Source organism: Pseudoalteromonas sp. MMG033 (assembly GCF_057197785.1).
Window position 1 is genome coordinate 3381915 of record NZ_CM170070.1, and the last position, 24225, is coordinate 3406139.

Here is a 24225-nt window from a genome sequence, read left to right on the forward strand (position 1 = left end):
CCTACAAAATTACGCTTTCTTGTATCTGCTCATGGGCTGTTAGTTTTAGTCATATTTGGTATAGCATTTTTAGTTTTTCTTAGCGGCATAGTTAAAATATGGATTTTGTGTTTGTTTTTTGCACTATCCCTTTTGCCAATTATCTCTATCATAGCCAGTTTAAAGTATTTTCAAGGCAGTAAACTTCTGCATATATTTCATGTTCTTACTATTTTGGCTATGTTATGGGTATTCTTCGTGGGTGGTATGATGGTTACAAATGACTTTATATAGTAGTAAATTAACCGAACAAGTAACTAAAGCGGGACAAAAGAACCAAATGGGACAGGCACAAATTCATTGGACCAATTGATTTAGGGCATTAAGTTATGAAATCAACCAAATGGGACAGGCACAATTTCACTTTCAAGATTATGTACCAAGTGTTAAGAAGCTTTCAAACTATCAACAGAAAGCAAATGAAAGAATATTAGAAAAATACAATAATAGTAAAACAAGGTCACAAAGCCTTGGTGGTGGCGAGTATTTAAAACATAACAAATTGATTAATTGGACAAATTTAACTGTATCGCTTAATGCATTGCGCTTCGCGCGCATAAACCAACCCAGAAAAATATTTCTATTATCAGGGCGTTACGTGTACCAATGAGTATGAACGAATACACTGAGATTAAGTCTCCGGAAGAGCTAGAACAGTTTCTACATGAAAAGGTTACTTTTCATGATGGCATGCTGAAAGAGATGCAGATAATTAACCGTGGCTATGTGATGGAGAGTAAATCCATGAACATGGATCACAGGTTTGATGCGAAAATGCTGTTTCAAACACAGTGGGATCCTGTAGCTTTTGAAATAGTTTGCATTGGTATAAATCACTTAAATGCTACTGGCCCAGAAGAATTTATGGGTAGCTCAGGAAAATTTATTGATTCTCCTGAGCAGCTAATAGAGTTGTCACTAGATGGTGATTTTATAATCCAATGCAAACAGCTATTTTATAAAATCACACCAGAGCTACATGGCAATAATGAACATTTAGGATCTCAGGTTCCGAGTACTAATATGGTGCTAGCTGTAAAGTTAGATGAAAATTGGAGGCAATGTAGTGAGTGCAGCAATGCATGGGAGGTTTCTCCAGCAATTGAAATCGCTACCTGTCCTTCTTGTAACAAAGTAACGTGTACTGGCAACACGTAACAAGCGCATGTTGCCGGACTGGTTTTACGCTGCGCTCCAAACAAGCTGAAAATGCGGGTGTTATGCGCTTATAGCAATGGTGAATACTGGTCGTTTACAAATAAATCAGAGAATGAGTGTTATCTGAATAATGAACTATAAAGAAGCAAAAGAAATAGTCCAATTTCATGCTACTGAAGGAATAGCCTATACCTCAAGGTTTGGAAAATATCCGAGTAGAGAAGATTTTACAAAGCTACTTGAAGCTTTGGAGATGATCTCTGGAGAAGTCTCAGGCGCTGAAAGTATAGAAAGAGAATTAGTAAGCTGGCTGTTCACTATCTCAGATCAAGTTCAAAATAACTTTAATGGCGCTGCTGATAAAGGAATCGAGTTAACCACGGATTTCAGTGAGTCAGACGTTTTTGAAATTAATATGCTCATGTATGCAATATTTGAGCAGTAGACGTGCATAACAAGTCAATCAATAAGGGCATAAAATCATAGGCTTGCCGAGAGGCGGCAGTGTAGCCAATAATTTCCTGCCTATTATTTAAACGTTACATGCAAGGAGAGTTTTCAACATTGGATAATGATCAGTTTTACCCAGATTGGCTTTATAAAAAGCTTATAGAGGATGACTTACCTTGGGAGCAAAAGCCATCGCATGATTTTGAAGAGTTCTTAAGTAAGTACACTCTCCATGACTCTTTCTGGGTCGGTATATTTCATCACGTAGCATTTGATAGGTCAGTCACGTTGGCATTTCAATGGGATTCAGTTTGGTTACCAGACGAATTAAAAGAGGCGACCTCACATGTTGATGATTGGCCATACTTATTTGTGAAAATCACAGAAGTGGAAGAAATATCGAAAGCCAATTTCGTTGAGTTAGGTCGCATAAACCGTGCCATCGGCGGGGCAGAAATTCTTAAATTGGAAGGTACAAAGCATTTAGCAATCGATGATGTTTATGGTGGTCAAGTAAATATCGTCTTCAAAGGTAAGTATTCTATCATCGCGCTTAATCCAGATGGTTCCGTACTTCGAATATGAAAGCATGTAACAAACAGCTCAAGCTGACTTCCACTGCGTTGCTCGTTTTGTACTTTTTCGCTACGCTTGCACAAAATAATCAACTCCGTTCCAGCGGCTTAGCTGGACTTTAGAGTTTCATGCAAATTTTTGATAGCCGAAAGCCAATATCTGTTCTATTTGTTCTTGGAACAGCTATCGTTATTATTCTGTTTTTTTGGGGGGTAGGGTTCCAATTTATTAAAGGTGATATAAGAAAAACACTTGATCGAAACTTTGAATCTTGGAAAGAGAAAGAGCCATTTAGCTATAGCTATAAAGTTCAGAATGGATGCATGCTGGCATTTTCGTCGAATGTTTTGGTTATTGATGGCATTGCTCTTTTTGAACATGAAAATGAGCATGATTTTGAAATAACAATTGATGAAATGTTTTACAAAGCAAAAAAGGGAATAACTCAAGCTGCAAGCATCGAATTAAAATATGATTCAATGTATTTTTCCCAACGAGTATTAAAATTGATTGGGATAAGGATATACAAGATGATGAGTGCTTTTATTATATAAGCAACTTTAGAGTTATTGAGTAAAGATACTCTAACAAAAGCTTAAACAAGGACGCAAAATAGCAGGCTTGCGTTCCTTTGTCGCCAATTATAGCCTGCTATTTTGTGCCGTTAGCCAAATGGGACGGACAGGCACAAATATATTGCTGTAATCTTCTCTATTTTATAAATGTGTCTGTTCAACTTGCTCTTTTTCAAATATCACAGTTACACGGCAATTCATATTTTTCAATAATTCCTAATTTGGTGACACCTGCTTAAGTTATTGTTATGGTTGAGGGTATTAAAGTGCTTATTTGAAAAGCGGTTGTTATGCGGCATTTGTCGTAGATAAAAATGTTAGGCATGTATGTTCTCACTATTCAAAAAGAAAAAATTTGAACCAAACTTTCCAATTATCGAGTTGGACGCTTCTGCTGCAGAGGTAAAAGATATTCTCTCTAAATTCTCCTCAGTAGTAAGGGTTGAACAGTCGCAAGGGGGAGGTGTCGATTTTGAGTATGTCGCAGAGAATCATGAAACCCGTATTAACGTTGGTTTTTCTGCTGATAAGATCTTATTTGTAAATTATCTTAGTGAACAGTTTAATAACAATGACAAGAAGAAAGCTCAAAAGCTTGATTGGTTTATTAATTACTACGGTACGGCTGAGGAATTCGAAGAACCCAATGACACAGGTTTTATGATTTTCTTTCATAATCCTAAGAGAAAACTTACAATTGTTTTTGGCCTTCATATGGGGCCAATTCGAATAAATAGTCATGTAAATGCCTAACAAGTGCCTAAATCAAAGGACGAAAAACAGCAGGCTTGCGCGCCTTCGTCGCTAATTTTAGCCTGCTATTTCACCCCGTTTATTAATACGTTAGTTTAATAGGAGAATTATATGAGCATGGATGTTGCAATTTGGGTTACTTGTATCGCGGCTTTACCAGCTGATCTCCCAAGAACAGGCGATTGGAATGAGGAAAAGTGGGATGATTTTACTTCCTATGTATACCCCAGCCCTAAAATGGATTGGCAGTTGATTCTAGAAAAATTGGATGATTCAGAGAAGCCCACCGCTCAAGCATTAAAATTGGAGCCAGATTTAAAATATGGATATGTGCTTTCATTAGAACCAATTGGCGCGGATGAACTTGGTTACAAAATGCTAGAAGACTCAATTCAATCTATAGCAAACAAATGTGGTATAGCTATAGTTGAAGGTCCAGCAGGTACCTATAAAGTTGATTCAAAATAGTAAACTAACAAATAAGGATAGGTAGAACCAAATAGGACAGGCACAAATTCATTGGACCAATTGATTTAGGGCATTAAATTATGAAATCGAGTAAAGGCAGTTATCTAATAGAGATACCATGAAATGGTACTTTTGACATACCTTTACGTAGGAAGATACGCTTGTATTATGGATAAAAAGGCTATTTCATAACCAGTTCTATTTTGATTTATTTGAATTTCTATACGTATAGTGTTTGGTGCTTTTTCATATATCACAGTTATACGGCTATTGACGTACTATAATCGTTTCTAGATTGGTTATTTCTGCTTAACCTATTGTTATGGTTGAGGGTATCAAAGTGCGTATTTGAAAAGCTGTTGTTATGCGGCATTTGTCGTAGATAAAAATGTTAGCCATTCAGAGGTGATTTTGAAAACTATCAGTATTAGATGTGGAAATATTACACCAAATAGTGCAGAAGTAGATCATGACGATGTCATATTTGGGTGGCGTGAAGTCGAATCAATTCTTACTAATTATGCTATAAAAATTGACTCCTATAGAACTGTGTATATCTCACTAAACGCTAGAACCAAATGGGACAGGCACGAGTTCGTTGCACCAAGTGATTTAGGGTCATCAAATTTTGAGTTGGATAGCGGCGGATATCCAATAGAGGTAAATTGAACTAGTACTTTTGGCATATATGTGCTTGGAACATGGATAAAAATGGCGACTACATCAACACAGATGGGACAAGCACAATTTCTTTGCATAAATTGAGGTGCTTGACTACTGTTTAAATATCCAGTTTAAAGTGGAGTTGAATAGGAATGACAAGAGCACGGAAAGCCCTAATAGATTTGTCATCGACGTTTTATTATCACTTAATAGCGCGGTGTGTACGCCGTGCTTTTTTGTGCGGAGATGATAAGTATACAGGTAAAAACTTTGACCATAGACGAACATGGTTAGTTGAGAGAGTAAAACTGCTAAGCAGTGTATTTGCCATTGAGATAGCGGCTTATGCCATCATGAGTAATCACTATCATTTGGTGGTGAAAGTGAATAGGCAGCAAGCACTTAATTGGTCAGATAACGAGGTAATATCTAGATGGTATAGGTTGTACAAGGGTAGCCCTATCATTGATAGATACCTTCACGGTGATATTCTCAGTGAAGCAGAGCAATTGCTTGTGTTGGAACTGATTGAAAAGTGGCGAGCTCGGTTATACGACATCAGCTGGTTTATGAAAAACCTTAATGAGTTCATCGCAAAGGAAGCAAACAAGGAAGATAACTGCACGGGTAAATACTGGGAAGGGCGGTACAAGTCTCAAGCCTTGCTAGACGAAACAGCGCTGCTCAGCTGCATGGCCTATGTAGATTTAAACCCAGTCCGAGCGAACATGGCAAATAATCTAGAGGATAGTGATTTCACATCGATTCAAGAGCGCATCCAGCACTTTAAAAACACCAAATCAAACGCAAAGAAATCAAATCTAAATGAAGCCAAGAGCCAAGCAAAACAACCTAAATCACTAAAACCGTTTGGTGCGAGGGAGCATGCAAACACAATACCTTTTTCATTAATTGACTACCTTGAGCTAGTTGACTGGACGGGCCGGCATGTTCACCCCAAAAAGAGGGGGTATATACCAAAAAGCATGCCTAATATTCTAGTTTCACTGAAAATTGAAGAAGTGACATGGCTGGATAGGATACAAAGTTTTGGAAGTCACTACGGTAACTTTGCAGGTTCGCAAACTGTGTTAAAAGCACATGCAGCTAAAAATGATATGAATTGGTATAAAGGAGTTGGTTAGTAAAAAGTAGTTTTAGCTTTGCTTATAAATCTAGGCTCTTATCATTTAATAAAATGAATATATTCCTAAGTTATATTTATTTTTTCCGTAAGGGGGTAGTCACGTTACTCAGTAAACCTTAGGCTTGTAATACATTTCTGCAATTCGGTTCTAACTTTAAAAAAGAAAAGAAAGAAAAGTACCTGCCCTATTTGTTTTTATTATTGTTTAATAAAATGAATATGTTCCTAATTTATATTTATTTCTTCCGTAAGGGGGGTGATTCATGTTACTCATAAAAACCTTTGGCTTGTAATGCATTTCTGCAATTTGGTTCTAATTTAAAAAAAGAAAACAAAGAAAAGTGCCTGTCCTATTTGTTTCTCTATTTGTCTTTTATTTGTTTTATTTGCATAAAAAGAAACAGGTGAAATCGCCGTAAAAGTAATTATCGATTACAATACCTACTCTATTATCTTGTTAAGCAAATGAGAAAGTATATAAATGAATGAGAACAGCAATCTGCAACGACGTAATTTACTAAAGAAATCATTAGCTCTAGGCGGAGGAACAGCTCTGTTGGCATCTTTAAGTTCAAATGCCTCTAGTTTTAATGGTGGAGCAAACAACTTTATTTGTATAGAGTCTATGGAAGAACTTTCAAATATATTGACCATCGAACCTGGCTCTGTGGCACTAGTTCTTGGGTTTCATAGCAAAAATGACGGAGGGGGAGGTTTATTTTTTTATGATAACTCAAGCGCCTCAACTTTTAACAACCAACAGTATGACGGTATGCTTGTTATTCCTTCTGACCAAAGAATGACGGGACGGTGGATCAGGTGTTGGGATGGAGGAGTGCTAAATATTAGATGGTTCGGAGCTAAACCCAATGACAAGGACTTTGATTGTAGTATAGCTTTTAACACTGCATTGTATTATGCGCAACAAGGTGAGAGAGCAAACATTTCCGTTAGCAATGCAGGTAAAACTATTCTCTTCCCTAGCGGTGGATATTATTTTAATAATCCTATAAATGAAATAACAAAAGGAGTGGTAATAACAGGGGAAGGATCTACGGGTTCTACTGAACAGATTGGTACAACACTTTTTGTAAATTATAGTAATTCAGATGACCTTCATGGTTTTATTCGGTTTAATGCATATCAAGCACTAAATACTGGTGGAGCGATTTCCAACTTATCTATTAAAGTATCTTCTCAGGCATTTAACTCGAACATAGTAACTGTTTTTAGTAATACTTCAGCCTACGTATCTCATTGGGCAATTCAAAACGTCAGACTGGAATGCAATAGTTTTGCAAAAAGAGCTTTATTTTTAAGGGATTTTGTGGGTGATGGAAATTGGAGAATTCGTGATATAAACATATTAAACTGCTATTTCTCAGGTGCTACTAATGAATTTAGTACGGTAGTTATGAGTAATTTAGCCAATGCGTTTGTTGAAGGATGTTTTATTTATCCGGCTGGTTCAAGTGCCAAAGCAGGGCTTTGGGTTACAGGTGAAAACTCTTGTACAAATGTTCATTTTACCGGTGGAAGTTTAGCTAATCTGAAAATTGTAGCGCTCAAAAATTCAATAATTAATTCCTACTACGAGAATCTTATTTCAGAAGGCGGTAGCATGGAGAACGTCAAGAAAGTTATGTTGGAGTTAATCTGATAAGCTTTTAACACACAAAAATTACTTAATTGGTCGCCGAAACATTTGTTAGTTAGCATTGAAGGTTTTTTGATTAAGCACTCTGATGTCGTCAACAGTCTAGAATATGGGTGCTCTATCAATCAAACAGCTGAATTTATGGGTAAGGATCGCGTGTATTTGCAGCCACGTTTTGTTGGTTGGCTAGGTGACTTAAAAACTGTTCTACCGCCTCCTCATCAAGTGTTTTTGGGTGCAATAAATTATGAAATCGAATAAAGGCAGTTATCCAATAGAGATAACATGAAATAGTACTTTTGGCATATCTTTGCGTATACATATGTTCCTGAATCATGGATAAAAATGGTGATTTCATATGCAGTTCCATTTTAAATTATTTATATGTATATATATACAGCGCTCAGTATTTGTCAAATATCACTGTTATACGACAAGTGACATATTTTAAACATTTCTAATTTGGTGACATTTGCCTAACTTATTGTTATGGTTGAGAGTATTAAAGTGCGTATCTGAAAAGCTGTTGTTATGCGGCAGACATTACGCTGTTGTTATGCGACATTTGTCGTAGATAAAAATGTTATTTAGCTCTGAAGTTATGGAATTAGAAACTGCTGAAATAAAGAGTAACTTTAAGCAATTCGTATTGGTGTTACTCTTTGGTCCATTTGGTTTGTTTTATAGTAATAAATTACTTGCGACAATTGCTGTACTATTGTTTTTCATCTTGATTGGAGCTTATTTTTTGGGCTTCTTGATAGTGTGGGTATTTTCTTTTGTTGCTGGCTTTTATAGTGTCAAAGAACATAATAAAAGAGTTAACAAGTTCGAAAAGCTTAAGAAAAGATACAAGCATTTAGGTTGAAAGCGCTATATAACAAAGTTGCAAATTGAACGTTTCTAACTTAGTGATATCTGCTTAACTTATTGTTCTGGTTGAGGGTATTAAAGTGCGTATTTGAAAAGTTGTTGTTATATAACATTTGTTGTAGATAAAAATGTTCTGTGCTTTCGGGAGCTTATGAAATTAACATTCAAGATTGTGGCAGCACTGGTGTGCATTCTGTTTTCGGCATACCATACTTACTTCTTTGCGCTTCCCAGTGTAACGGTGATAAACAACTCAAAATCGGCAGTTGAAAGCGCGAGGGTTAACTTGCCAAGCTCAGGATTGGACTTTGGCCCCATTAATGCTGGTTCGAAGAACACGATTTATTATGCGTTAGAGCAAAGTGACGGTGTTTATCAATACCAGTTCAAAATTGAAAGTGGTCTTGTCTTGTCGGGTAAGTGTGGTTACGTTACAAATAACGAGGTTCATAAGCGTGTGGTGCTTTTGGTTAAAGAAAATCAGGTAACCTGCCAATCAAGCACATAACAATCGCATCAAGTCGCCGCTACGTTTTGCTGCCCTTTATTCGGGCTACATGGACTTCCCCGATTATCAACGAATTCTTCTTTGATAATTAGATATGGTTCTTCACCTCTCCATTCTGCCTATTAAAGCAAATAGTAAAACAAACGGGACAGGCACAAATATATTGCTGTAATCTTCTCTATTTTATAAATGTGCCTGTTCAACTTGTTCTTTTTCATGTACCACAGTTACACGGGTATTCATATTTTTCAATAATTCCTAATTGGGTGACACCTGCTTAACTTATTGTTATGGTTAAGGTGATTAAAGTGCGTATCTGAGTCGCTGTTGTTATGCGATATTTTTCGTAGATTAAAATGTTATGTTTTACGGAACATAAGCTCAGTAACTAATATAAGATTAAATAAAAAGGATCTTTATGAAAGAAGCTATGGATGAACTAAAAAGTGAGGTAAAAGCTAAATTGCTGTTTTGGAATAAGATTGAAAGCAAAGCAGTTAAAGTTGCTCTTGTATTTGTTTTTATTGGCTTAATCGCTTTAAAAGTATTTACCACTGTACTTACTTTTGACTGGCTGAAAAATTTATTCGCTTAATGAACTTACGGCTAAGCAAAACATAAACAGTGCCTCAACCATGGGCGCAAAACAGTAGGCTTGTGCTCCTTCGCTGCCAATTTTAGCCTGCTATTTTATGCCGTTTACGGCAAGCATTATAAGCTCTAGAGATTAGCATCATGCCATCCAAAGAAGTTCAGAGAATTATTCGTGTTGACCATGCTGGTGAGTTTGGTGCAATTAATATTTATCGAGCACAACGAACAGTAGCCAAATTGCTTTACAAGGATATCGTCGAACAATTAGATGATATGTTGCACCACGAAAAGGAGCACTTTGATACGTTTAATAGTTGGCTCGAACAAAATAGCGTCAGGCACTGTTATGCGCTTTGGTTTTGGGCTATTGGTGGTTACTTCTTGGGTTTAGTCACTGCGTTATTGGGGCGTAAATCTATTTGGGTTTGTACTCACGCCGTTGAATCAACTGTGCTCCATCACTTGGATTGGCAGCTCAGCTACCTAAGCAAACACGACCCGAGTGCCTATGAAGCCGTATTGAGTATTAAACAAGAAGAGGAAGCGCATCAAAGTTTGGGTCTACTTAATGGCTCTAACTCACTAGTTTATTCACCAATTCGGTTAGTCGTTAAATATTCAACTAAATTTGCAATTTGGCTGTCGACAAAACTGTAGGGGCTCTTACAAGGCGATAAAATAAAGGACACAGAACATCAGGCTTGTGCTCCTTCGTCGCTAATTTTAGCCAGCTATTTTATGCCGTTTAAGGGATCGTTATTTACCTATGAAGATTAAATTAGCATTGGTGTTAATTCTTATAGCTTTGATTACTTTAGCTTGGCAACCAGCAAAGACTTTTTTACTTCAAGACTCTTGTTTAGATCAAGGAGGAAAGTGGGCATCAAATGGCAACTTTTGCATATATAAAAATTGTGCTGAAACCAGCTCTTGCAAACCAAGTTATAGGAATAACTCAATTTGTGAAGAGTTAAAATTGGGCATATCTCAAAACGAGTTATATTTTCATTTAGGCATGCCTGAGTCTCGCTCTGACAATAATTTTGTATTCACTGCTGGCGGTGGAGAAAAGGAAATTACAGCAATTATAATGTCTGGTAAAGTTGTTAAGTTACAATGCGGTACATGAAAAGCGCATTATGAGCGGAACCAAAAGGCTTGGCTTGGTTCGCACATCATCAATTATAGCCAAGTATTTAGTTCCGCATATGTGGGCATTAGCTGTCAGTCAGAAATTTCTTGTCTCTGGGTACATCTAAATACCCTTATTAAGTTGATTTTATTTTCTTAATTATATCTGCAATATCTTCAGTACTTATAAAGCCGGGTACTGCTTCTCCATTGGCAAATAAAATGGTTGGCGTGGCGCTAAAACCAAATTTTTGCGCCAACGTTTTTTGAGTATTGAGGTTGTTAATACATTCTGGGGTTGCTTGAATGTTTGTTTCAAAGTGCCCCGTATGCATTGCAGAGTCCATGGCTGCTTGCGGGTTTGTGGCACACAGTGCATTTACGGTTTTATTGAAAGCTTTACTACCCGCTTTTCCTCTGGGCAACATGACATAATCGACGCTGACACCTAGCTGGTTTAAGTCTTTAATTTGAGCGTGAAGCTTTCTGCAAAATGGACAGTCAATGTCAGTAAAAATAGTTATTTTATGTCGCTCTTCAGCTGCTGAGTAGGTGAGTAGTTTCTCTCTTGGAATAGACTCGAGTAGTGTTTGCCTATGAAGTTGATTTGCCTGTTCAATCAGATCTGTGCTTGTCGAGGTGTCGATCACTTTACCCCAAAATAAGTGTTGCCCATCTTTACTGGCAAGTAAGATTTGATTGTCGATTGTGACGCGCTCAAAAGTGTCATTAAATGAAGTTATTTCAAAGTTTGCCTTAGAGCCAAGCAATCGATGTAGCTTTGCACTTAGAACTGGGTTTGAGTAATTCGATGACTGATTAGTAGGTACCTCTGCGGATACTGCATTAAGGCTTGTGAAAGATAAAATAGCACATGCTAAAATTGATAATCGATTAAATGCTTTCATTGGCTGCTCTCAATATTAGATAAGTAAATGCCTTTATAAAGTGAGCTGCACATTTTATGTCAGTATAAATGCCTCTAAGTTTCTATAATTATATATATTAGTTTACTTTTCATTGGGTTAAGTCTAGGTGGTGAATTGTCTTATGCCTATTAACTGGGCAGTAAATTCCACGTTTTCACACTCTAGTTTTGAAGTCACGGAGTCTTTAAGTTCTTTACAAAGTTGCGCATATTCGCTCTTTTCTATTTTGTTTTCTGCGTTACTTGATAGGGCCTCTTTACTGTCGATTTGCATGCGTACCTGTGAGTTAAAAGATTTATCTTGCTGTTTACTGACTAGGGCTGCGATTTGTTGTTCGAACATGTGCGCACTGCAGATTGCAAACCCTTCTTCAGCGGATTCTTTTCCTTGAATTGCAAAATCTAGTGCATCTTTAAAGTTATGCTGCATTGTGGCTATTCTGCTCAATAAAGAAAGTGCTTGTCCTCGATAATAACTTTGTGATTCATTTTCTAGCACTAGTTCATGTGCTAATTGCTTAGCATGGGCTAGCTGCTGTTGACTGAATTTTATCTCGGCTAACAGTAGCTTGGCTTCTTGAGAGTATGGGTTTTCTTTAAGGCTGAACTCCAGCCATTTTTGAGCTGTTGTGTAGTCTTGTGAGCGATAAGCATCAACTGCATTTGTATAGCTGCTAAAAGCTGGTGGTAAAGTAGGCTCAAATGCATTGTCTTCTTGAATAAAAAAGCTCGTTGAGCTGATACCACAAATGGCCAGGCATGCAGCAACGGCATAGTTTGCCACTTTATTTGACTTTTTTACTGCGAGTTTGTCGATAGAAGCTAGCCAGTAATAGCCATGATTAGGTTGAGTGCGAATAAGGTTTTTATTGGGCGCGAGCTTACGTATTTCACTGATCACTTGAAAGAGGCGGTAATCTTGATGTTGTGAATTGCCCCATAAAGCAGTGTGTAATTCATCTTTAGTGATCAGAGTTTGAGGATTATTGATAAACATCTCTATTGCTTGCGCTGTTTTAGGTCGGATATGAATGGTTTTACCTGACTGGCATAATCGATAGCTTTGATCACAAAAGGTGAAGTCTAAGAATTTAAAAGTTGCCACACGTTATCCTTTTTTCGCAAGTGAGATGACATTTATAATGCTTAATTTATGTGTAAGCAAGTTTGTACAGCTTCTAAACGTCATTTAAATTGGGCTGTGCATGTACCTTAAAATAATTGTATGTAGGTTCTCTTTTACGTAGTTCAATTACAATTAAGTAAATTTATAGTGTTTTGAGGTTTTCTGTTCAATAAAACGAACCTGACAGCAAGAATTAATAACAGTGTGAAAGATGTTTTCAATAAAGGATTAGAAGCGCTAAAGTCCGCCTCGCAAAAATTTCAGATGACATAAAGCTATACAGCCAAATAAAGCCAAATAGTAAAGCCAAATAGGACAGGCACAAATATATTGCTGTAATTTTCTCAATTTTATAAAAGCATCTGTTCTACTTACTCTTTTCAAATATCACCGCTATGCGGCAAGTGATGTCCTTTAATTATTCCTAATTTGGTGACATCCGCTTCACTCGTTGTTATGGTTAAGATGAATAAAGTGCGTAATTGAAAAAGAATTAAAGAATTAGAATTAAATGGGACAGGCACATTAATTTCGCCCTAAACAGCGTTCAAATTTAACTGGCATAGCCTTAACGTAGGCCTCGTATCAGTTGGCGCGATTTCGCCTCGAGTCACATTTTAGCAAACCATTATTTACTGCTTAAGACTGCATTTACTTCTACAATAGCAAGGAGATATGTTTACTTTTAGGTTTTTAAGCTCCATTAGTGCTATCGCTTTGTTATATGTCCTGATGGTGTTTATCGGGTTGCGGTTCTTTCTTGATGAATTAGTTTTTGTGACTTCACCGGATGGTTTAACTAATGAAAGTTCGAGCTTCAAAGTTAGTGAAGGTAAATCCGAAGCTTTAGTTCGGGTTTACTCAGCAAAAAACGCTGGGCGTTACGTAATCTTCTTCCCTGGGCGCAGTGGCGGCATCCCGAGATATGAAAAAGAAATATTTGGGTATTTGCTTGAATCAGATATCAGTATTTATGCTATCTCATTTCCCGGTTATGACGGTGCCGCGGGGCGAAGTACTTTTTCGAACGTCAAAGCGCTAGGGAATAGTGCATTGGTACACATAAATAAAGCCGGTTCATGTCGTCTGCAAGAATCTGTACTACTAGGTCGTTCGTTGGGTGGGGCGATTGCAGTAGAGCTTGCTGTTAAAAACCCACCTGCGGGTATATTAGTGGATTCAGTTGCTCCTTCGCTTGCCGTCGCGTTTCGCGCAAAGTTTAAAAAGAGTTGGTTCACAACACCAGCTGCGTATTTACCATTAGAGGTTTTCATGGCAGCTAATCCAAACTTCGACCAAGCTATTTCAAAGTTTAGTTCGAGGGTTGTTGTCCTTCAGGGCTCGCATGATTTAGTGGCGTCATATGAGGAAATAAAAGGTGCCATTGGCTCGTCCCAAAATGTTAGTGTCATGGAAGTTAAAGGTGCTGCCCATTCCAATACGCATATTGTTGGTCGCAACCAATATCTGAAGGAACTTGATAGTCTTTTTAAAAGAGTACAGCTTCAAGGTCCAGAGCTTAAAACCAAATAGGACAGGTATAAATGTATTGCTGTAATCTTTCCTATTTTATAAAAGTGTCTGTCCAACTTTCCCTTTTTAAATATCACAGCTATGCGGCAAGTGATGTTCATTAATGATTCCTAATTTGGTGACATCTGTTTAACTTATTGATATGGTTGATAGTGTTGTAAGGTGTATCTAAAGGTCTGCTGTTATGTGGCAGGCATTACGCTGTTGTTATGAAGCATTTGTTGTAGATAAAAATGTTAGGGCTTTTACTAAATTGCCCGCTTTGGAGTTTAAAAATGGAATTGTTTGAGCAGTATCAAATCAGCATTTTAGTTATTGGTTTAACAGGCTTAATGTTTTTAGTTCAATTACTTGTTGCCGATGTTGTCAGTATTAAAAAAGGTCATACTCCTGGCACGATTGCAGAGCAAAGCCACGACAATTTTTTATTTCGCTCTAGTCGTGCTATCGCTAACAGCAATGAGACAGTGGGTATTTTCATACTTTTCCTAATGTTCGCACTTTTGTCTTCATCCAATTCTAGTTGGGTAAATATATCTGCTATGGTTTATTTTGTTGGCCGGTTAGGCCATATGGCGTTCTATTATGCTAATTTAAAAGCATTACGAAGCGTAGCGTTTGCAGTTGCTTTAATGGGTCTAGTTAGCATATTTTTATCTGGTTTAGTGCGCTGGTTCTAGGGGTTAGTCCTAACAAACGTATTAATACTCACCGGCGTTCGCAGCGGATAAATAACGCTGCCGTTTCGCTCAAAATTATAGCCAACTAATTTTAGCCGTTTATTTGCGGCGTCAGACAACTACGGATAGCCAAAGTATGCCCAATCCTTTTATTCCCGAATCATTCAAGCCTCCGACGTTTTTTGATAGTGAAAATTTTCATTTCAGAGTTCTTGAAGAAGAAGTTGCGGAATTAGACTTTGAAGCAGTAATGTCCAGTCAAAAAAGGCTACAGGGAATATTTGGCCCTGAAACTGAGTGGCCTAAAGTTAATATGACCCTTGAAGAAAATATAGAAAGCTTAAAGATTCACAAACAAGAATTTGAAGCAAGAGATGCTTTTGCATATTCCGTATTCAACAATTCAAAGGAAAAATGCCTCGGCTCTGTTTATATAGATCCAAGCCAATCACCAAATTATGACTGTGAAGTCTACTTTTGGATCCGAGATGATAGTATTGCGTTAGAAAAAATACTTTATCAGACTGTTTTAAATTGGCTTCAAGCCGCTTGGCCTTTCTCAAAAATAGCATTACCTGGCAAGTCGATTTCATGGAAAGATTGGACTGGTGAGTTAAAAGTAAAACCAAATAAGACAGGCACAAACATGTTGCTATAATTTTCTCTATCTTGTAAAAGTGCCTGTCCAACTCATTCTCGATGCGTCAATTGATGCACTCAGTTTGTTTCCGATATGGTTGCATCGTTTTAACTTACTGTTATGATTGAGAGTAATAAAGTACGTATTTGAATAGCCGATGTTGTGCGTCAGAAATTACGCTGTTTTATTCAGATATTTATCTGTAGATTAAAATGTTGTACATATAAAATGAAAGCATCGAATAAAACAATAATCTTAATAATTACCTCATTCGTCATAGTCGCATTCGTCGACAGTTACTTCCTGTACGCAAAAGGGCAAGAAGGCGTAACCTTTCTGCTTCATACTTTGTTTATTGCGGTTTGTTGTTTTGTTTGGTGTAAACAACATGCTTTGGAAAACTCTGTAAAAGACCTAAAGTTTTTCCCATTGTTATGTGGATTATTAAACGTTGTAGGTATACCTGCATATGGTTACGCTAAATTTGGCTTCAAAAAAGGCAGTAAGATTCTTGGTGGTTTTATTGGATACATGGTCGTTATCGTTTCATTAACTGGCGTTATAGATTTGCTTGTCAAACAAATGTATGTATAACCAAACCAGCTAAATATGAAGCCAGTCAAATAGAGCAGTCAAATAGCAGTCAAATAGGACAGGCACAAATTGACTGCTCAAACTGCTTACTTGATCATTTTGTAAATATCTAAATTAATTTGAGTTGAATAGGGATGATAAGTGCTCGGAAACCACTTATTGATTTCTTGATAGCGCTGTGCACTTCGATCTTTTGTGTGCGAAGAGGATAAGTAAACAGGTAAACACCTTGATTTCAGGCGAATATAGGTAGTGGTGCACTTGGAAAGTAACTGTCCAGCTGTTTCCTTGTCTACCTAAACAGCATTGAACTTTAACATATACTTTTTACACATAATTTAATGTAATACAAAGCATAATAGTATGTATTTTAGATAAAATTTGCGTTGTTCGTTTTTTGTGCCTAGAGTGTTTTCTGCAGGTAATACCTGCTCATTTAACACACAATAAGGAAATAGGTATGAAAATTAGATTAAAGAAGCAAAAGATTAAAAATTTGTCCGCAGATAAAAACGAAATATCTCCAAACTTAACTCCCAATATTGGAGCCGGCGAAGCGCCAAAATCTAAAAATGGACTTTGTGAGACTGACTGGTTTTGCCTAAGCGAAAACTTCTGCCAGTCACAACAATTCTGTCCTTGATCTTAGAACAACAGGTTTAGCTGCATAGCTTCAAAAGTACTGGGCTTCCGGTACTTTTTCTTTTAACGCTCTTATAGTGAACAGCTGTAAAATTCCACATAATTCCATATATGCCTTCATTACCAATTATTTAGCGTATTGTAATTTAGGTAATTCGCTCGGACAGGCACATATTAATTGCTCAAATCGCGTTACTTGACTACTGTTTAAATATCCAGTTTTAATTTGAGTTGAATAGGAATGACAAAAGCAAGGAAAGCACTGATAGATCTGTCGTCGACGTCTTATTATCACTTGATAGCACGGTGTGTACGCCGTGCTTTTTTGTGCGGAGAAGATAAATACACAGGTAAGAACTTTGACCATAGACGAACTTGGTTAGTCGAAAGAGTAAAACTGCTAAGTCGAGTATTTGCCATTGATATAGCAGCTTATGCCATCATGAGTAATCACTATCATTTAGTGGTTAAAGTGAATAGACAGCAAGCACTTAGTTGGTCAGATAACGAGGTAATATCTAGATGGTATAAGTTGTACAAGGGGAGTCCTATCATAGATAAGCAGCGAAAAGGTGATACTCTGAGTGAGGCAGAGCAACTGCTTGTATCTGAGTTAGTTGAAACGTGGCGAGCTAGACTATTTGACATTAGTTGGTTCATGAAAAACCTTAATGAATATATTGCAAAAGAAGCAAACAAGGAAGATAACTGCACGGGTAAATACTGGGAAGGGCGATATAAGTCACAAGCCTTGCTAGATGAATCAGCTTTACTCAGTTGTATGGCCTATGTGGACTTAAATCCAATTCGTTCCAACATGGCAAATAATCTAGAGGATAGTGATTTCACATCGATTCAAGAGCGCATAAGGCACTTTAAAAACGCCAAAGCAAACGTAAAAAAATCTAATCACCATGTAATAGAGAGCAACTGCAACCAACCTAAGTCACTAAAGCCGTTTGGAGTAAGGGGGCATGAGAACACATTACCTTTCTCGCTCTTGGATTATCTTGAGCTAGTTGATTGGACGGGTCGGCATGTTCATCCTAAAAAGAAAGGCAGCGTACTAAAAGGTATTCCTAAAATTCTTGAATCGTTGAAAATTGAAGAAGTGAGTTGGCTGGAGAGGGTGCTAAATTATGGTACTCACTATGGAAACTTTGTAGGTTCGCAAACGGTATTAAGGGCGCATGCTGCTAAAAATGACATGAATTGGTATAAAGGGGTAGGGTAACCTATTTTTGATTATGCCTCTCTTTCTAATCTAGTTATCAATAGCTTATTGAAATGAAAATATTCCTAATTTAAATTTATTGCTACCATAAGGTGGGTTATTACAGTTTTCTCTATACATAAAACTCTTAGATTGGAAAGGGGGTGTTGTGGTTCAATAAACCCGGACACAACTTTAGGTGGTATGATTACCACTTAACTAGAGGTGTCAAATGGCCAGAAAACGTCGAACATTTAGTAAAGAGTTTAAACTTGAAGCAGCTTGCTTAGTTTTAGATAAAGGTTACTCATTTCCAGATGCATGTCGCTCCTTGGATGTGGGTGAAACGACTCTAAGACGGTGGGTTCAGCAACTTGAGGTTGAAAGGAACGGTGAAACACCGAAGTCGAAAGCTTTGACGCCCGAACAACAGAAGATCCAAGAACTTGAAGCCCGTATCAATCGCTTAGAACGAGAGAAATCGATACTAAAAAAGGCTACAGCTCTCTTAATGTCAGAAGAAACAAACAGTATTCTCTAATAGACCAGTTAAGTGAGCAAGATTCGGTTGAGTTGGTCTGTAATGTCTTTGATGTCGCTCGTTCAAGTTTCTATGACTACAAGCGCCGTCTTAATGTCATTGATACTAACGAGGTGTTCCTTCGAGCTAAGCTCCAAGAGTGCTTTAAATTAAGCCGTGGCTCCGCAGGAAGCCGAACACTCTCGGCAATGCTGGCCGAGTATGATATTGATGTTGGCCTTTTCAAAATCAGGCGGATCATGCGTGATATGCAACTTGTATCGAAACAGCCAGGGCCTCACGCATATAAAAGAGCAGTGAATGAGCGTCCAGACATACCCAACCGACTAAATCGTGAGTTCGGTGCTCACAAACCAAATCAAGCATGGTGCGGAGATATTACTTATATTTGGACAGGTCAGAAGTGGGCATATTTAGCTGTAGTGATTGATTTATATGCCAGAAGAGTGGTTAGCTGGGCAATGTCAGATAAACCAGATGCAGCGTTGGCTGTCAAAGCGTTAGATAGGGCCTATGAACAAAGAGGCCGACCTAGAGGGCTCATGTTTCACTCGGACCAAGGCTGTCAGTATAGCTCAATCAAATATAGGCAGAGGTTATGGCGCTATCAAATAACACAAAGTATGAGTCGCAGAGGTAACTGTTGGGATAATTCTCCAATGGAACGTTTATTTAGAAGTCTGAAAACAGAGTGGATTCCGAGCACGGGCTATAAATCAATTAAAGAAGCAGAACAAGATATAAGCTTTTATTTGATGAGTTACTACAACTGGAAAAGACCGCACAGTCACAACGATATGACAGCACCAGCTGTAATGGAAGAACAACTTAAATCATTGTCCGGAATTAGTTGACCACAACAGGGCTATGATTCGATTGTAATTTAAAAGTGTCTGTCCTATTTATCCTTGTCCTATTTATCCTTACTATTTATCTGTCTGTCCTCTATTTCTCCTCTATTTCTCTTTCTCTTTCTAATCTAGTTATCAATAGCTTATTGAAATGAAAATATTCCTAATTTAAATTTATTGCTACCATAAGGTGGGTTATTACAGTTTTCTCTATACATAAAACTCTTAGATTGGAAAGGGGGCTATGATTCGATTGTAATTTAAAAGTGTCTGTCCTATTTATCTCTACTATTTATCACTGATTTATCCCATATATCCTATTTATCTGTCTGTCCTCTATTTCTCGTCCTCTATTTCTCTATCTGTATAGATAGCTAAAAAAGTTATTTACTCGTTAATATGCGCTGAAACATTGATAAAGCAAGGGCTTCATCGCAAATTAATATTGTGTTTTCCAATTATCCAGCCCCCCCAATTCGCCAAATAACGCAGCTTTATTGAGGTTGACGTATTTTGATTGTTTCTAATTGTTTCTAGTATGGTTACATGCAGTTAAGTTGTTGTTATTGTATTACTTAATCGAGTGCGCATATGAGTAGTCGTAATTATACGGCAGGAGATGCGCTGTAGTTATGAGACAAAAAAGGAGTATCAGAATAATGTCAAAGTTCTCTGAATATCAGGTAAATATTAAAATTAAGCTTTGTGCTTTGTGGTCTGCGGTAATGTCACTTTATATCTATTGTGATTATTTTGAACTTTATACGCCTACAAAAATCGAGACAATGATAAACGGTACAACTATTTTCGGTTCCGGCGATCAAACGACCTTGCTTGGATTGTCCTCGATAATGTTGGTCACGAGCTTGATGATCTGCTTGTCGGTTTTATTACCTGCAAAAATAAACAGAATATTGAACATAGCCGTTGGGTTCATAATGACAATTATGCTTATGTTCCTTGCATATGCTGTGGGTTGGTATTTTTATAAAATGTATGCTGTCGTTGAGTCGATTCTTACAATGGTAATTGTATGGCTTGCTTGGAAATGGCCTCAAGAGTCTAACGAATAGCAAAGCCTAAAGTTGGATCCGTATTAGGCTCACTCGGATCCGCTTCACTTGATATTTTTGTAATCGATTACTCAGCGTTTAAATTGGCACTATGAGCCCTGAGCCCTGAGTATTCAAACTAAACAAGTTTATTTTAATAAGGAATAGTAGTGTCTAAAAATAGTATTGCAAGACTCGCTGGCTTATTTTATTTGGCAGTTGTTTTAACAGGAATATTTAACCTTATTTATGTACCATCGCAACTTATTGTATGGGGAGATGCGGCAGTAACGGCTAATAACATTCTGAATTCTGAGCTCTTATTCAGGTTTGGGATTGTTAGTGGGGTGCTCTGTTATATAAGCTTTTTTGTGCTGCCATTTATTTTGTACAAATTATTCGAGTCAGTTGACAAAAATTACGCCTTTTTCATGGTGGCGCTCGCTGTTGTCAGTGTGCCTATTTCCATTTTCAATATGATCAATAAAGTTGATGTACTTACCCTCCTTAGCGGAGCTGAATATTTAAATTCATTTGATGTCGAGCAAATACATACACAAGTGATGTTATTGCTTAGATCATACAATAATGGGATTTCAGTAGTTCAGATATTTTGGGGTCTTTGGTTATTTCCTTTCGGTTACCTCGTTTATAAATCAGGCTTCATCCCTAAAATATTTGGCATTTTATTGATGGTTGGCTGTTTTGGGTATTTGATAAAATTCTTTGGTTATCTTCTTTTTCCAAATTTTGCTATTCCACTGTTTGTTGAACTGCCAGCTTCTTTGGGGGAAATCGGAATTTGTTTGTGGCTCTTGATCATGGGGGTTAAAGATAAACCAGCGGAAGGAACAAGTTAATCCATATTAAGAAAATTTTTATCTATCTAATGGATTACAATATTGCCAGAAGGGAACAAAACAGGCATGTTGTTCAGTTTTTCCCTTGTTTGGCAAATTAAATCTAAAAAGGAGTGAGGTTTATGGATAACCCTATAAGTAAATTCAAAGTTTGGTGGCAGGAATCACAGGCTAATAGCCCTTTAAATCAAAAAAATGCAGTGTGTGTATCTACTCTTGATGAGAGCGGTTTTCCATCAGGGAGATTTGTTGATTTAAAAGCTGTGAGTGATGAAGGCTTTGTTTTTTGCTCTTATTTGGACTCAGCAAAAGGCAAACAGATTTCGCATAACTCAAAATCAGCTATGACTATATGGTGGGATCATGTCGGCTACCAAGTTCGTGTTATCGGTCATGCAGAAGAGATTTCAAAAATTGAAGCCGATCGGTTTTGGGAAGCAAGAACAAGAAGTGCTCAGTTAACAACCTCTGCTTTTGAGCAAAGTGCACCGCTTGAATCAGTAAGCCTTTTAGCAACGCGTTTACAGAAAGCGTCTATAAAATTGGATGGTCAACCTGTGCCAAAACCAGATAATTGGGGAGGTTATACCATTAAGCCAGTCTCAATTGAGTTTCTAACGTTTCAAGAGAGCAGGCTTCATTTGCGGGAATTATATGAGCGCACTGACGGCTATTGGAGTAAGCAACTTCTTCAACCGTAAATGACATAGTAAGGTTGTGAAATAGCGAGTTGGTCCGTAATTCGTAGAAGTGATACAAGCAGGAAATAGTGAAGTTCCTATTTATAATTCTGTTAAGCCTCATACTTGTGGCCTGCAATGGTGATAATTATCTGCGTGGTGAGGTAAAACCATCGGCGGATGGTAAAACATACTTTGGTGTCATCGATGATAATGGTGGTGAATGTGGCCCTTTGCTCTTAGACGGTAAACCATGGAGTTTAGCGTTGGGTGAGATAACAGAAATTGAGGCTGGCGAGCACACTATTCATTGTGGTGTATCAATTAGTTTCACTGTGCCTGAGGGCGTTATTTTTAAATTTGATTATTGGGGACCATAGCCATATTACACACGTTTCATCTTATGAGGCCAATCTAGTAGGGCTGCATTTGCTGCTCGTTAATTTTCTTACTGTTATTGTGCCGATTAGGTGAGATTATTAGGAATAACATGGATATTCGACCATATACACAAAACGATCTTGCGGCGATTTTTGATATATATCGTCGCTCAAAGCTTGATGAACTCAAGTTTGAAGAGAAAGTATTTACACTTCTGCCACTTGAGGAGGATAAGGAGCGGTTAAGAGGTTTAATGGAATCACAAATATTTGTGTATCAAGAGCAAGGCGAGGCTTTAGGATTTGGCGCTATCTGTGGGCATGAAATTCGCGCGTTGTTTGTTGCTCCTGAGCATAGAGGGAAGGGAGTAGGGAAAGCATTGTTTGAGTTTTTATTGTCCAATATATCTGGGCAGCCGTGCTTATATGTGGCAAGCACAAACCAACCAGCTAAATACCTATATCAAGAGTATGGCTTTAGTGTCACAGAAACATTTGAAACTACATATAACCAAGTATCTGTGATAGCGCAAAAAATGGTGCGTATAGCTTCAAGTTTATAATTCAAGGACAGGCACATACTTATTGTTCAAAAAAGCGTGTTTATTACAATTTAATATGGTGATTAAATTTGAAGGTGCCTGTCCCATTTGGCATCTGCCTATTTGGTATCTTAGTTCTACTTGTTCTCACTAAAGTCATAATCAACGTAATAATATGCTTAAGATTAACTAGGAGGTGTTTAAAAAGTCATAAGCCTTGTGGTTTCATTGAACTTTTAAATTTCAGTGAAATGTAATGTTTATAAATTTTAAGGACATAGTTGTTTTTCAAACAGCTTGATTCAACACGCATACAACGACTAAAAGAAAATAAAGTATGCTAAAGCAAGAATGGATGTTTATATGATAAAACAAAAAACAGTCGCAAAAATAGCGTTATTGATTTCAGCTTTTTCCGCTCAATGGTCTGTACAAGCTGATGATAAGTTAGCAGCCATTTTAAACAACCTAAAACCGAGTTTGTTTGCACCAAATATTGTATCGACCAATCAATTTGATTATGGTTCTAGTTTATCCCCCGACGGAAAAAAGTTTGCGTTTGTTAGGGCGTTGGCCCGATTTTCACACAGTGCGCTGGTTATTACCCATAAACAAGGGGATACTTGGCAAACCCCAACTCTAATGCCATTTAGTGGCGAGTTTCATGATACTAACCCCTACTTCTCCAAAGACAGCAACACCTTTTACTTTACTTCCAGAAGGCCCGTTGAAGGGTCTGATAAAGGTATATTTAAAATGTGGCAAGTAAACTTTGATGGCGATAAATTTGGCCAGCCTGAGTTAGTGCCTGGTAAAATTAACGGTGTTCATAATGTGATCTATCCGACAGTGCACACCAATAAAGATATCTATTTTTCATCAGTGATAAAAGGTTCTAAAGGGGGCATGGATCTCTTTATATCTAAGTATCACCCTGAAGGGTATCTAGCACCAACGGAGATTTCAGAGCTTAACTCCACGGCCAGTGATGCTGATCCAGAGGTATCCACGGATGGAAAACTGTTATTTTATACTTCAATGAGACCGGGCGGATTAGGGCACTATGATTTGCATGTATCGGTTAAACAGAAGGATGGTAAGTGGGGGGAGCCTATCAATTTAGGCGACAAAATTAATTCACGTAGAATGGACTCAGATCCTATTTTATCAGCTGACGGTAATACGTTATTTTTCTCAAGTGATAAGAATCCTGAAGTAAAGGCTGTAAAAAATTATAATGAATTGCTACAACGGCAGGAAAGTATTCTTAATGGTCTTATGAATATTTATAGTGTCGATATAACCGAGCTAAATAGATATCTTCGCAATAATATCTAAGACATCAGTCACAATACTAATTGCAATGACAGG

Annotated in this window: 29 protein-coding genes; 26 read left to right on the top strand and 3 right to left on the bottom strand. The window is 37.5% G+C overall.

Annotation, left to right across the window (positions count from 1 at the left end; genetic code table 11):
• Positions 1–645: 645 nt before the first annotated feature.
• From AC2CZC_RS14690 to AC2CZC_RS14725, 8 genes are all read left to right on the top strand, one after another.
• Complete coding sequence (locus AC2CZC_RS14690) at positions 646–1197, top strand: Rcat domain-containing protein (RefSeq protein WP_484582354.1); 552 nt, start codon at positions 646–648, stop codon at positions 1195–1197.
• Positions 1198–1327: 130 nt separating this feature from the next.
• Positions 1328–1642: a hypothetical protein gene (locus AC2CZC_RS14695; protein WP_484582355.1), complete on the top strand. Its 315-nt coding sequence runs from the start codon at positions 1328–1330 to the stop codon at positions 1640–1642.
• A 119-nt stretch (positions 1643–1761) separates the two neighbouring features.
• Entirely contained in the window at positions 1762–2232 is a 471-nt protein-coding gene (locus AC2CZC_RS14700; RefSeq protein WP_211037521.1) for a hypothetical protein, read from the top strand.
• A 514-nt stretch (positions 2233–2746) separates the two neighbouring features.
• The gene (locus AC2CZC_RS14705) at positions 2747–2800 is read left to right on the top strand and encodes a hypothetical protein (RefSeq protein WP_484584892.1); all 54 of its coding nucleotides are present in this window, start codon (positions 2747–2749) and stop codon (positions 2798–2800) included.
• A gap of 325 nt (positions 2801–3125) precedes the next feature.
• Positions 3126–3551, top strand: coding sequence for a hypothetical protein (locus AC2CZC_RS14710; RefSeq protein WP_211037519.1), 426 nt, complete (start codon positions 3126–3128; stop codon positions 3549–3551).
• Positions 3552–3662: 111 nt separating this feature from the next.
• Positions 3663–4019 (top strand): hypothetical protein, encoded by a 357-nt coding sequence (locus AC2CZC_RS14715; protein WP_211037518.1) that lies wholly within the window; start codon positions 3663–3665, stop codon positions 4017–4019.
• 815 nt (positions 4020–4834) lie between these two features.
• Positions 4835–5827 (top strand): transposase, encoded by a 993-nt coding sequence (locus tag AC2CZC_RS14720; protein ID WP_484582356.1) that lies wholly within the window; start codon positions 4835–4837, stop codon positions 5825–5827.
• Positions 5828–6310: 483 nt separating this feature from the next.
• Positions 6311–7489, top strand: coding sequence for a hypothetical protein (locus AC2CZC_RS14725; RefSeq protein ID WP_484582357.1), 1179 nt, complete (start codon positions 6311–6313; stop codon positions 7487–7489).
• Between the two features lie 136 nt (positions 7490–7625).
• On the opposite strand, the gene AC2CZC_RS14730 is transcribed toward AC2CZC_RS14725, so the two are convergent.
• On the bottom strand, positions 7626–7844 hold the full coding sequence (locus AC2CZC_RS14730; protein WP_484582358.1) for a site-specific integrase: 219 nt from the start codon (positions 7842–7844) through the stop codon (positions 7626–7628).
• 243 nt (positions 7845–8087) lie between these two features.
• On the opposite strand from AC2CZC_RS14730, the gene AC2CZC_RS14735 reads away from it, so the two are divergent.
• From AC2CZC_RS14735 to AC2CZC_RS14755, 5 genes are all read left to right on the top strand, one after another.
• The gene (locus AC2CZC_RS14735; RefSeq protein WP_063363390.1) at positions 8088–8354 is read left to right on the top strand and encodes a hypothetical protein; all 267 of its coding nucleotides are present in this window, start codon (positions 8088–8090) and stop codon (positions 8352–8354) included.
• A gap of 156 nt (positions 8355–8510) precedes the next feature.
• Entirely contained in the window at positions 8511–8867 is a 357-nt protein-coding gene (locus AC2CZC_RS14740; RefSeq protein ID WP_211037568.1) for a hypothetical protein, read from the top strand.
• Positions 8868–9285: 418 nt separating this feature from the next.
• Positions 9286–9462 carry a hypothetical protein gene (locus AC2CZC_RS14745; protein ID WP_196760697.1) on the top strand — a complete coding sequence of 59 codons (177 nt, stop codon included), beginning with the start codon at positions 9286–9288 and terminating at the stop codon, positions 9460–9462.
• Between the two features lie 140 nt (positions 9463–9602).
• A complete protein-coding gene (locus AC2CZC_RS14750; RefSeq protein WP_484582359.1) occupies positions 9603–10118 on the top strand; it encodes a demethoxyubiquinone hydroxylase family protein in 516 nt (171 codons plus the stop codon).
• Between the two features lie 109 nt (positions 10119–10227).
• A complete protein-coding gene (locus AC2CZC_RS14755; protein WP_484582360.1) occupies positions 10228–10590 on the top strand; it encodes a hypothetical protein in 363 nt (120 codons plus the stop codon).
• A gap of 139 nt (positions 10591–10729) precedes the next feature.
• Here AC2CZC_RS14755 and AC2CZC_RS14760 read toward each other — a convergent pair whose 3' ends face one another.
• Together AC2CZC_RS14760 and AC2CZC_RS14765 are read right to left on the bottom strand one after the other, a co-directional pair.
• The gene (locus AC2CZC_RS14760; RefSeq protein ID WP_484582361.1) at positions 10730–11500 is read right to left on the bottom strand and encodes a DsbC family protein; all 771 of its coding nucleotides are present in this window, start codon (positions 11498–11500) and stop codon (positions 10730–10732) included.
• 123 nt (positions 11501–11623) lie between these two features.
• Entirely contained in the window at positions 11624–12625 is a 1002-nt protein-coding gene (locus AC2CZC_RS14765; protein ID WP_484582362.1) for a winged helix-turn-helix domain-containing protein, read from the bottom strand.
• 696 nt (positions 12626–13321) lie between these two features.
• Here AC2CZC_RS14765 and AC2CZC_RS14770 point away from each other — a divergent pair.
• The 13 genes from AC2CZC_RS14770 to AC2CZC_RS14830 all read left to right on the top strand — a co-directional run bounded on the left by AC2CZC_RS14770 (position 13322) and on the right by AC2CZC_RS14830 (position 24192).
• Complete coding sequence (locus tag AC2CZC_RS14770; RefSeq protein ID WP_484582363.1) at positions 13322–14179, top strand: alpha/beta hydrolase; 858 nt, start codon at positions 13322–13324, stop codon at positions 14177–14179.
• A gap of 275 nt (positions 14180–14454) precedes the next feature.
• Positions 14455–14859 carry an MAPEG family protein gene (locus AC2CZC_RS14775; RefSeq protein ID WP_484582364.1) on the top strand — a complete coding sequence of 135 codons (405 nt, stop codon included), beginning with the start codon at positions 14455–14457 and terminating at the stop codon, positions 14857–14859.
• Positions 14860–14995: 136 nt separating this feature from the next.
• On the top strand, positions 14996–15517 hold the full coding sequence (locus AC2CZC_RS14780) for a hypothetical protein (RefSeq protein WP_484582365.1): 522 nt from the start codon (positions 14996–14998) through the stop codon (positions 15515–15517).
• A 210-nt stretch (positions 15518–15727) separates the two neighbouring features.
• Entirely contained in the window at positions 15728–16093 is a 366-nt protein-coding gene (locus tag AC2CZC_RS14785) for a hypothetical protein (RefSeq protein ID WP_484582366.1), read from the top strand.
• Positions 16094–16553: 460 nt separating this feature from the next.
• Positions 16554–16736, top strand: a complete 183-nt coding sequence (locus tag AC2CZC_RS14790) for a hypothetical protein (RefSeq protein WP_484582367.1) — start codon at positions 16554–16556, stop codon at positions 16734–16736.
• 240 nt (positions 16737–16976) lie between these two features.
• Positions 16977–17969 carry a transposase gene (locus tag AC2CZC_RS14795; protein WP_484582368.1) on the top strand — a complete coding sequence of 331 codons (993 nt, stop codon included), beginning with the start codon at positions 16977–16979 and terminating at the stop codon, positions 17967–17969.
• 211 nt (positions 17970–18180) lie between these two features.
• A protein-coding gene (locus tag AC2CZC_RS14800) for an IS3 family transposase (protein ID WP_484582369.1) occupies positions 18181–19343 on the top strand; the annotation gives its coding sequence in 2 pieces (ribosomal slippage) (positions 18181–18436 and positions 18436–19343; 1164 coding nt in all).
• A gap of 656 nt (positions 19344–19999) precedes the next feature.
• Positions 20000–20413 (top strand): DUF6326 family protein, encoded by a 414-nt coding sequence (locus AC2CZC_RS14805; RefSeq protein WP_484582370.1) that lies wholly within the window; start codon positions 20000–20002, stop codon positions 20411–20413.
• A gap of 149 nt (positions 20414–20562) precedes the next feature.
• Positions 20563–21252 carry a DUF4386 domain-containing protein gene (locus AC2CZC_RS14810; protein WP_484582371.1) on the top strand — a complete coding sequence of 230 codons (690 nt, stop codon included), beginning with the start codon at positions 20563–20565 and terminating at the stop codon, positions 21250–21252.
• A 122-nt stretch (positions 21253–21374) separates the two neighbouring features.
• Positions 21375–21953, top strand: coding sequence for a pyridoxine/pyridoxamine 5'-phosphate oxidase (locus tag AC2CZC_RS14815; protein WP_484582372.1), 579 nt, complete (start codon positions 21375–21377; stop codon positions 21951–21953).
• A 68-nt stretch (positions 21954–22021) separates the two neighbouring features.
• Complete coding sequence (locus tag AC2CZC_RS14820; RefSeq protein WP_484582373.1) at positions 22022–22312, top strand: hypothetical protein; 291 nt, start codon at positions 22022–22024, stop codon at positions 22310–22312.
• Positions 22313–22422: 110 nt separating this feature from the next.
• Positions 22423–22875: a GNAT family N-acetyltransferase gene (locus AC2CZC_RS14825; protein ID WP_484582374.1), complete on the top strand. Its 453-nt coding sequence runs from the start codon at positions 22423–22425 to the stop codon at positions 22873–22875.
• Positions 22876–23217: 342 nt separating this feature from the next.
• Complete coding sequence (locus AC2CZC_RS14830; protein WP_484582375.1) at positions 23218–24192, top strand: hypothetical protein; 975 nt, start codon at positions 23218–23220, stop codon at positions 24190–24192.
• Positions 24193–24225 lie beyond the last annotated feature (33 nt).

Coding starts and splice junctions, on each gene's coding strand:
- AC2CZC_RS14755 (WP_484582360.1), top strand. CDS start 10,228: ATGAAGATTAAATTAGCATTGGTGTTAATTCTTATAGCTTTGATTACT.
- AC2CZC_RS14750 (WP_484582359.1), top strand. CDS start 9,603: ATGCCATCCAAAGAAGTTCAGAGAATTATTCGTGTTGACCATGCTGGT.
- AC2CZC_RS14710 (WP_211037519.1), top strand. CDS start 3,126: ATGTTCTCACTATTCAAAAAGAAAAAATTTGAACCAAACTTTCCAATT.
- AC2CZC_RS14830 (WP_484582375.1), top strand. CDS start 23,218: ATGATAAAACAAAAAACAGTCGCAAAAATAGCGTTATTGATTTCAGCT.
- AC2CZC_RS14740 (WP_211037568.1), top strand. CDS start 8,511: ATGAAATTAACATTCAAGATTGTGGCAGCACTGGTGTGCATTCTGTTT.
- AC2CZC_RS14730 (WP_484582358.1), bottom strand. CDS start 7,844: ATGAAATCACCATTTTTATCCATGATTCAGGAACATATGTATACGCAA.
- AC2CZC_RS14790 (WP_484582367.1), top strand. CDS start 16,554: ATGAAAATTAGATTAAAGAAGCAAAAGATTAAAAATTTGTCCGCAGAT.
- AC2CZC_RS14725 (WP_484582357.1), top strand. CDS start 6,311: ATGAATGAGAACAGCAATCTGCAACGACGTAATTTACTAAAGAAATCA.
- AC2CZC_RS14715 (WP_211037518.1), top strand. CDS start 3,663: ATGAGCATGGATGTTGCAATTTGGGTTACTTGTATCGCGGCTTTACCA.
- AC2CZC_RS14760 (WP_484582361.1), bottom strand. CDS start 11,500: ATGAAAGCATTTAATCGATTATCAATTTTAGCATGTGCTATTTTATCT.
- AC2CZC_RS14770 (WP_484582363.1), top strand. CDS start 13,322: ATGTTTACTTTTAGGTTTTTAAGCTCCATTAGTGCTATCGCTTTGTTA.
- AC2CZC_RS14775 (WP_484582364.1), top strand. CDS start 14,455: ATGGAATTGTTTGAGCAGTATCAAATCAGCATTTTAGTTATTGGTTTA.
- AC2CZC_RS14805 (WP_484582370.1), top strand. CDS start 20,000: ATGTCAAAGTTCTCTGAATATCAGGTAAATATTAAAATTAAGCTTTGT.
- AC2CZC_RS14720 (WP_484582356.1), top strand. CDS start 4,835: ATGACAAGAGCACGGAAAGCCCTAATAGATTTGTCATCGACGTTTTAT.
- AC2CZC_RS14695 (WP_484582355.1), top strand. CDS start 1,328: ATGAACTATAAAGAAGCAAAAGAAATAGTCCAATTTCATGCTACTGAA.
- AC2CZC_RS14745 (WP_196760697.1), top strand. CDS start 9,286: ATGAAAGAAGCTATGGATGAACTAAAAAGTGAGGTAAAAGCTAAATTG.
- AC2CZC_RS14815 (WP_484582372.1), top strand. CDS start 21,375: ATGGATAACCCTATAAGTAAATTCAAAGTTTGGTGGCAGGAATCACAG.
- AC2CZC_RS14785 (WP_484582366.1), top strand. CDS start 15,728: ATGAAAGCATCGAATAAAACAATAATCTTAATAATTACCTCATTCGTC.
- AC2CZC_RS14690 (WP_484582354.1), top strand. CDS start 646: ATGAGTATGAACGAATACACTGAGATTAAGTCTCCGGAAGAGCTAGAA.
- AC2CZC_RS14780 (WP_484582365.1), top strand. CDS start 14,996: ATGCCCAATCCTTTTATTCCCGAATCATTCAAGCCTCCGACGTTTTTT.
- AC2CZC_RS14735 (WP_063363390.1), top strand. CDS start 8,088: ATGGAATTAGAAACTGCTGAAATAAAGAGTAACTTTAAGCAATTCGTA.
- AC2CZC_RS14825 (WP_484582374.1), top strand. CDS start 22,423: ATGGATATTCGACCATATACACAAAACGATCTTGCGGCGATTTTTGAT.
- AC2CZC_RS14795 (WP_484582368.1), top strand. CDS start 16,977: ATGACAAAAGCAAGGAAAGCACTGATAGATCTGTCGTCGACGTCTTAT.